8 protein-coding genes are annotated in these 7,685 nt (G+C 60.2%); 4 read left to right on the forward strand and 4 right to left on the reverse strand.

The features are described from left to right. The 3 genes from ACR0DS_RS20095 to fahA all read left to right on the forward strand — a co-directional run. Positions 1-437, forward strand: a 437-nt coding sequence (locus tag ACR0DS_RS20095; protein ID WP_480616926.1) for a homogentisate 1,2-dioxygenase domain-containing protein, incomplete at its 5' end; no start/stop codon positions are given. Then, on the forward strand, positions 437-1,072 hold the full coding sequence (gene maiA / locus ACR0DS_RS20100; protein WP_480540080.1) for a maleylacetoacetate isomerase: 636 nt from the start codon (positions 437-439) through the stop codon (positions 1,070-1,072). The genes ACR0DS_RS20095 and maiA, both read left to right, overlap by 1 nt. Before the next feature lie 7 nt (positions 1,073-1,079). Further along, positions 1,080-2,339 carry a fumarylacetoacetase gene (gene fahA / locus ACR0DS_RS20105; protein WP_480560843.1) on the forward strand — a complete coding sequence of 420 codons (1,260 nt, stop codon included), beginning with the start codon at positions 1,080-1,082 and terminating at the stop codon, positions 2,337-2,339. A gap of 119 nt (positions 2,340-2,458) precedes the next feature. Here fahA and ACR0DS_RS20110 read toward each other — a convergent pair whose 3' ends face one another. Genes ACR0DS_RS20110 through ACR0DS_RS20125 form a run of 4 tightly spaced genes read right to left on the reverse strand, consistent with a single transcriptional unit; the run spans position 2,459 to position 5,958 of the window. Then, positions 2,459-3,601: a saccharopine dehydrogenase family protein gene (locus ACR0DS_RS20110; RefSeq protein ID WP_480506486.1), complete on the reverse strand. Its 1,143-nt coding sequence runs from the start codon at positions 3,599-3,601 to the stop codon at positions 2,459-2,461. A 3-nt stretch (positions 3,602-3,604) separates the two neighbouring features. Next, positions 3,605-4,660: a saccharopine dehydrogenase gene (locus tag ACR0DS_RS20115; protein ID WP_480560845.1), complete on the reverse strand. Its 1,056-nt coding sequence runs from the start codon at positions 4,658-4,660 to the stop codon at positions 3,605-3,607. A 14-nt stretch (positions 4,661-4,674) separates the two neighbouring features. Next, the gene (locus tag ACR0DS_RS20120) at positions 4,675-5,289 is read right to left on the reverse strand and encodes a glutathione S-transferase family protein (protein ID WP_480489467.1); all 615 of its coding nucleotides are present in this window, start codon (positions 5,287-5,289) and stop codon (positions 4,675-4,677) included. 18 nt (positions 5,290-5,307) lie between these two features. Beyond that, entirely contained in the window at positions 5,308-5,958 is a 651-nt protein-coding gene (locus tag ACR0DS_RS20125; protein ID WP_480560847.1) for a histidine phosphatase family protein, read from the reverse strand. Between the two features lie 139 nt (positions 5,959-6,097). Between ACR0DS_RS20125 and ACR0DS_RS20130 the strand changes: the two genes are divergently transcribed. Continuing rightward, positions 6,098-7,294: a Zn-dependent hydrolase gene (locus ACR0DS_RS20130; RefSeq protein WP_480560849.1), complete on the forward strand. Its 1,197-nt coding sequence runs from the start codon at positions 6,098-6,100 to the stop codon at positions 7,292-7,294. Positions 7,295-7,685: the final 391 nt, after the last annotated feature.

Raw genomic sequence — 7,685 nt, forward strand, 5'->3', positions numbered from 1 at the left:
CCCGGATTTCATTCTCATCTCCACTCTCTGATGGTTACGATGAGCCTGAAATCCTCCGCTACGCAATCAACCTAGTCTGTTCCATGGGTGCTGATGGCGGACACCGTCCGCCGTGGTATCACAAGAACATCATGTCCGAACTAATGGGCAACATTTACGGCCAGTATGACGCCAAACCGCAGGGCTTTATCCCCGGCGGCGTCAGCCTGCACAATATGATGTTGCCGCACGGGCCAGACCGCGACGCGTTCGAGGGTGCCTCGAACTCGAACCTTGGGCCTGAAAAGCTGGACAACACCATGTCCTTCATGTTCGAGACCCGCTTCCCGCAGCACCTGACAGCCTTCGCCGCGAACGAAGCCCCGCTGCAGGACAATTACATCGACTGCTGGGACAGCCTTGAGAAGAAGTTCGACGGGACGCCAGGTAAGAAATGATGGGTCTTAAGTTATATACCTATTGGAGATCGACTACATCCTATCGGGTGCGTATCGCATTAAATCTGAAGGGTGTGCCGTTCGAAAGCTGCCCGGTCAATCTGGTGAAAGGCGAGCAAAGAAGCGCAGCCTATCAAGCGATGAACCCCGGCAAGGGGGTGCCTGTGTTAGAGATTGAGGATGGCACCAAGTTGACCCAATCTCTGGCTATCCTTGATTATCTTGACCGCGCCTATCCCGACCCGGCGCTTCTGCCGGACGACCCGATTGCGCGGGCCAAGGTGATGGCGGCGGCGCATGTGATTGCGCTGGACATCCATCCGGTGAACAACCTGCGCGTTGTTCAACATTTGGACGGGATGGGGCACAGCAAAGCGGAAAGTGTGGACTGGATGGTCCACTGGATGAACGAAGGTCTGACCGCGTTTCAGGCTATGCTGCCCCAAGGCACCCGCTTTTCCTTTGGCGACATGCCATCGCTTGCGGATATCTGCCTTGTATCGCAGCTTTACAACGGGCATCGCTGGGGTGTGGACATGACGCCCTTTGCGCGTCTGACCGAAATCGAAGAAACCTGTCTGGCCCTGTCCGCCTTCGCCGATGCGCGACCCGAGGTACAGCCGGATGCCGAGTGAGGATCACATGAGCCAACTGAAAAAGTCATGGGTGGACAGCGCGAACTCTGCCGAGACCCCCTTTCCCCTGAACAACCTGCCTTATGGTGTGTTTTCGACCTCAGACAGCGCACCGCGCTGCGGCGTGGCCATCGGGGATATGATCCTTGATATGCACGCAGCCGAAGAAGCTGGCCTGATCGAGATTGGTGATGAACCCGTTTTCGACGTGCCCTTCTGGAATGAATTGATGGAGCAGGGATCGGACGCATGGGCCGCCCTGCGCGCCCGTCTGGAACAGCTGCTGGGCGAGGCTTCGACCGAACGTGACACTGTTGAGCCTCTGTTGGTCGCCCAAGCCGATGCCGAGCTGCACATGCCGTTCCTTGTGTCCGAATACACCGATTTTTTTGCCGGTCGTCAGCACGCCGCGAACATGGGCGCGATCCTGCGCGGCTCGCCCGAACTGCCGGCCAACTGGCTGCACATTCCGATCGGTTACAATGGTCGCGCGTCTTCGGTTGTGATCTCGGGTACGCCGATTCACCGCCCGAACGGTCAGCGCAAAGCGCCCGACGCCGAGATGCCCAGCTTTGGCCCCTCGATGCGTTTGGATATCGAGCTGGAAATGGGCGCCATTGTTGGCAAGCCGTCCGAGTTTGGCCAGCCGATCACCGTGGATGAAGCCGACGACATGATCTTCGGCTATGTGCTGCTGAACGACTGGTCCGCGCGTGACATCCAAGGCTGGGAATACCAGCCGCTTGGACCGTTTCAGGGCAAGGCGTTTGGCACCTCGATCAGCCCCTGGATCGTGACCGCCGCCGCGTTGGAAACGTTCCGTGCGCCAACGCCCGAACGCGAGAAAAAGCTTCTGCCCTACCTCGACGGCTCAAAGGACGGCCTTTACGACATTGAGCTTCAGGTGCTGATGCAGCCTGATGGAGCCGAGAAGGCGAGCGTCGTTGGCGAAACCAACTACTCCCGCATGTATTACTCGGCCGCCGAACAGCTCTGCCACCACGCCATCGGCGGCTGTGCGATGAATGTGGGCGACCTTCTGGGGTCTGGCACGATCTCAGGCCCAACCAAGACGGAATACGGTTCTCTGATGGAGATGAGCTGGGCTGGTCGCGAGCCCTTCACGCTCGATACCGGCGAAACCCGGACTTTCATCGAAGACGGAGACACCCTGACCCTGCGCGGTTCGGCCAAGGGCGAAGGCTTCCAGATCGGCTTTGGCGATTGCGTCGGGCAAATCCTGCCCGCCGTTAACTGGCCCAGGTAAGTGGCGAGCAGGGCAACATCGGTTGTTCCGCACCCGCCGTTTGAAAACCTGTGATCCTGCTCGATCATGTTGTTCAAAAAAGCCATTCCAGAAACTCTGGAATGGCTTTTTGGGTGCGATCAGGCCGTATGATCCACGATCTGTAAGTGCTGGGCCAGTCGGTCGATCTCGGCCATCCAGCCTTGTACCAGTTTTGGGTCGCTTGGGGCTGCGTGAACACCTGCGGGGATGGCGCGGTTCATAACGGCCTCGACGGCAAGTGAAACCGGGATCGATACCAAGCGCGCCATTGCTGTACCGCGCTCGTCGCCCCAGGCGTCCATGACATAGGTCTTGTGCCAGACTTCGACGCCGTCTTTCTCGGCCTTCAGTCCAACACACAGCACCACGCGGTCGGGCTCACCCTCGTCATAGGCGTTTTCGTCCCAGAACTGGTCGGACATCTCTTTCAGACGCGCATCCCCTTCCGGGCCCGACAGGGTTTCGATTTCACGGAACACGTCCGACCACGCATCCGCCCAACCGTTCAGGCGCAGGGTGCCACGGACGAATTCCCTGACGGGCCAGTGATCCTCGAACTGGTACTGCGCCTTGAACGGGATCGAGTCGCGGTTGGGATAGACTTCGAAACTTTCCGGCGTTGGCAGTGGCGCGATATAGCTGCTGATCGCATCCCACGGGCGGGCAACGTCCAGCGGGGCATAGTCGCGGATCGACTTCGATGGCGACCGAAGCGCCTTGAGCACACCCAACGGCGACCAGCTGAACTTATAGCGGAACGGATTCGGGATTTTGGGTATGCCACCGCAATAGGAAATGAAACTCAGGTGGTTTTGCGGATCGAACGCGTCCGAGGCGCGATAGTCATCGACCAGTGCATGGGCCATCAGGTGGTCGATGCCCGGGTCCAGACCAACTTCGTTGACCAGTGCTACACCGGCTTCGCGCGCCTTGTCGTCCAGTGCGCGCATTTCGGGCGCAATGTAAGACGACGACACGAAATTGGCCTGTTTCGAGATCGCCAGTTCCGCCAGTGGTACGTGCCAGTCGCCCGGCAGCATGGACACGATCACGTCGCCCTTCTCAAGCACATCACCCAGTGCGTCGATGTCGAAGGCGCGAATATCGTCGGTCAGGTCCCCAACCTCGGCCTTGGCTTTTTCGATCGTCCGGTTCCAGACGGTGACCTTGTGGCCACCTTCGATCAGACGGCGCAGGCCGGGGATGGCCGACAGGCCGGTGCCACACCAGTGAATCGTCATCGCTCAGATCCCTTCGATATGTGTTTTGTAAGTCGCTTCTGCCCGACCCCAGACGCCGTTGTCCAGATCGGTCAGGGTCAGAAGCGACGGCAGAAGCTGTGCCGCATAATCTTCCGAACTTTCGACCGGCAGCATCGACGGCAGGTTATCGATGGCCATCACGTCCATCACCGGATCGGTTGCCACGCGCAAAGCAGGCGCGTCCCATGTGGTTGCACGGTCATAGACCGGCACCGGGTTGTAATCACTGTCCGGGTCGCAGGCGACATCGCCGATGGCGGTCAGGTTGCGCGGGGCAGTCAACGCCTCGCGCGGAACAAAGACCGGGGTTCCGGGGCGCGCGAAAATGCAGTTCAGGAACAGGTCGTGGTCCAGAATTTCGGGAAACGGCCCGCCGCTGGCGGTTTCCGCCATGTCCCATTTGGTGACGTCGACGCCCATCGCGTCGCACAGGTCTGCGGCCCCCGTACCCACGCGGCCCAAAGCGCCGATGACGATGGCGCGGGGGCGTGGGGCTCCGGTGGCGTCCAACTCGGCCAGCAATTCGGCGTTCAGAGCGTCTTTGCCTACATACACCCCAACCGGCGGGCATTCCTCGCCCCGTTGTTGCGCCGCCCATGTCTTGAGCGTTACCGCAGCGCCTGCATACCCAGCCCAATAGCCAAAGGCGGCAACCCGGCGGCCATCCTCACCCACCAGGTATTCCAGATCATAAAGCGTACCGCCCCCGGCCTTGAACCGCTCCAGCAGCGCGCGACCCGAATGCTGGCCCTTATAGGCGTGGCCGAACATGATGTGGCGATGGGGCAGGGGGGTGCCATCTTCGGGCAGTTCCTTGAGGCCAAAGATGATCGCATCCAGCGGGGCTTCGGGCCACGAATTCTCAGCCGCGATTGCGCAGCCGGCGTCCTTGTAGCCATCAATCGAAATGGCGCGGACATGGCTTTCCTCAACCGTCACGCGGATGCCGGCCGCGATCAGCACCGCGGCCCCTTCCGGTGTCAGCCCAACCCGTTCTTCGTTCGGGCGCTGTTCCGCCCTGACCCAGAGATGTGTCATCATAATTCCTTTTGTCAGAGCATCCCGGCAGCGCGCACCGCCTGCACCGAAGGCCGTGCCTCCATCGCCTCGCGGAAGGCGATGATCCTGGGAAAGGCCGAGACATCGACGCCGTCGCCTTCCAGCCAGCTGCAAACCACATAAAGATAGGCATCGGCCAGAGAGAACGCGTCCCCCAGAACAAACGGCCCGCGCAACCCGTTTGACGAGATATAGTCGCAAGATGCGGTCATCGTTTGCGCCACCTTGTCCGTCATGTCTTTCCAGCTGGATTTCTTGTCGGCCCAGCGATGCCCGCGCAGCTTGTGGGCGTGGTTCACATGCATGGTCGAGGCCAGATAGAACATCACCTCGCGCATGCGGGCGGCCATGACCGGATCAGCTGGCACCAATTCGGCCTCGGGTGCCTTGGTCGCAATATATTCCAGCAACGCGCCGGTCTCGGTCAGGATGCCGCCATCGACCACCAGTGCCGGAACGCGCCCCTTGGGATTGATCTGCTTGTAGGCCGGTTTTGTCTGTTCCCCATCGGCAAAGTCCAGCTTGATTGCTTCATAGTCCAGCCCGGCCTCTTCCAGAGCAATCGCAACAGCGACCGAGATGGTTCGGGGTGCATAATAAAGCTGCATCAGGGATCTCCGATCTGGTTAGAGGTGGGTTTGCGCGAACTGCCGGTCGGGTGCTTCCAGATGCGGCACCGCATTGAACAGGACCGGGCTCAGCTGTGCGCCAATCGGGTGCAGACGATGCATCGACGTGTTCATGATGGCAAGGGCCACCCGCGCCATCGACGGGATGTCCAACCCCATCGCCTGCCGCACCACCATCGAGATCAACCCGCCCGAGGTCACGACGATGGCCGGTCCGCCCTCGGTCCCGATCTCGTGCAATGCATCGCGGACGCGGGCTTCAAACGCGTCGAAGGATTCCGGCGCGTTCTCGATCTTTCCGCTGGCCCAGGCCGCGAAGGTTTTGGGCAGGTGTTCGACAAATCCCTCGCGATCGGTCGGGATTTCGACGCCGTGCTGTTCTTCGAACAACTGTGCAAGGGTGAAATACTCGATCTCGTTCAGCCGTGCGTCGCAGACAGAATCGGTCAATCCCATGCTGGTGACCGTCTCGGTGTGGCGGGTCAGGGTGCCACAATAGACGCGTGTATAGTGGCTGCGGGTGTCACGCAGATGCGCGCCCAGCCAGCGGGCCTGTTGATGGCCCAGATCGCTCAGCTTGTCATAGCTTGCTTCGTCGCGCGCTGTCGTGTTTGCCTGCCCGTGGCGCACCAATGTGATATGTGACATGTCGCTCCCTCTTGCGCCGAAGTCTTAGGGCAGGTTCCTTGCCGGGACCAGAGGGGTTTCTTGATCTCGCCGGAAAAACATTCGCAGCTGTCCGGTTTCTGGCTATGGTCGCCCTGACCAACTGCGCCCGGAGGGATTCATGGCCGTCGATCACACGCGTTTTCTGGATGATCTGCACAAGCTGCGTGAATTCGGTGCCTCGGGTGTGGGCAAAGGAGTTATCCGCCCGGCCTATTCAAAAGCGGATATTGCGGCGCGCCAATGGCTGGCGGACCGTATGGCCGACGCAGGTCTGACACCGCATTTCGACCCGGTCGGCAACCTGTTCGGGCTGGCGCCTGGCCGTTCTCTGCTCATGGGGTCGCATTCCGACAGCCAGCCCGAAGGCGGCTGGCTGGACGGCGCGCTCGGCGTGATTGCCGCGCTGGAGATCGCGCGGTCCAGCGACCGGCCGATCTCGGTCGTCAGTTTTCAGGATGAAGAAGGCCGGTTCGGTGTGACCACGGGCTCGGCGGTCTGGTCCGGCGGTCTGCCGCTGGACAAGGCCGATGCGTTGACCGACGGTGCCGGCGTCAGCTTTGGCGAGGCCCGATCTTCCATGGCGAACCTGTCACAGGGTTTTGTCGATCCCGCGCGGTTCAGTGGCTTTGTCGAGATGCATATCGAACAGGGCCCCTCTCTGGACGCTGCGAACGAGCAGATCGGCGTCGTTACCGATATCGCCGGCATCCGGGAAATGTCGGTCACTTTCGAAGGGCAGCAGAATCACGCGGGCACCACGCCGATGCATTTACGCCGCGATGCGTTTCAGGCGTTGTCACTGTTCAACACGCGCCTCAACGAACGGTTTCGCAACGTGGTGACACCACAAACCGTCTGGACCATCGGTCGGGTCGATCTTCACCCCAATGCGTCGTCCATCGTGCCGGGTCGGGCGCGGTTCTCGATGCAGTGGCGCGATGGCGATCCGGATCGGCTGTCGCGGATGGAGGAGATCATCCGTACCACAGCGCAGGAAATAGCCAGCGAACAGGACATGGTGCTGACCTACGGCCCTTTGCTCGGGTTGGAACCCGTCACGATGGATCAAACGCTGCGCGCGGCGCTGGAACATGGGGCCGAACAGGTGGCCCCCGGCAAATGGCGCAGGATGCCGTCGGGCGCGTTGCACGATGCCACAAACGTGTCGCGCCTGATGCCCGTTGCGATGCTGTTCGTGCCCTCAATCAACGGTATCAGCCACGATTTTGCCGAAGATACCGCCGAAAGCGATCTTGTCGCCGGGCTGAGGGTGCTGGATCTCGCGGTGCAGTCACTTGTCGGACAGGCGCGATAAGGTGCAGGCAAAATACCGTTTTTTCAGGCCATTGCAGTCGGCTTGCCTGGTGTTATCGTCGCGTTCAAAGCTTTGACCGGCAAACCCTTGCAGAGGCCAAATGACAAATGTTGCCTAACGGAAAAAAGTTTCCTATAGGAACGCAATGGATGCATACGCCCGTATACAGACTTGCCCCACAGGCGGCGCGTCGGTTCGCAAGTTGACCGGAATCGTTGCAATATTGACTACTTGAGGCAGACTGACGGGAATGCGTTCCAAACCGAAAGATACGAAAAGGTATCCAAGATGACCGAGATTAGACGCACGCCGCTTTTTGGGCTTCACGTTGAGTTGGGCGGCAAGATGGTTGATTTTGCCGGGTGGGAGATGCCGGTTCAGTATCCGCTGG

The sequence above is a fragment of the Ruegeria sp. AF5 genome (assembly GCF_056541905.1).

Bases quoted from the DNA above. Each gene is read 5' to 3' on its own strand.
- fahA (WP_480560843.1), top strand. From the start codon at position 1,080: ATGAGCCAACTGAAAAAGTCATGGGTGGACAGCGCGAACTCTGCCGAG.
- ACR0DS_RS20130 (WP_480560849.1), top strand. From the start codon at position 6,098: ATGGCCGTCGATCACACGCGTTTTCTGGATGATCTGCACAAGCTGCGT.
- ACR0DS_RS20110 (WP_480506486.1), bottom strand. From the start codon at position 3,601: ATGACGATTCACTGGTGTGGCACCGGCCTGTCGGCCATCCCCGGCCTG.
- maiA (WP_480540080.1), top strand. From the start codon at position 437: ATGGGTCTTAAGTTATATACCTATTGGAGATCGACTACATCCTATCGG.
- ACR0DS_RS20120 (WP_480489467.1), bottom strand. From the start codon at position 5,289: ATGCAGCTTTATTATGCACCCCGAACCATCTCGGTCGCTGTTGCGATT.
- ACR0DS_RS20125 (WP_480560847.1), bottom strand. From the start codon at position 5,958: ATGTCACATATCACATTGGTGCGCCACGGGCAGGCAAACACGACAGCG.
- ACR0DS_RS20115 (WP_480560845.1), bottom strand. From the start codon at position 4,660: ATGACACATCTCTGGGTCAGGGCGGAACAGCGCCCGAACGAAGAACGG.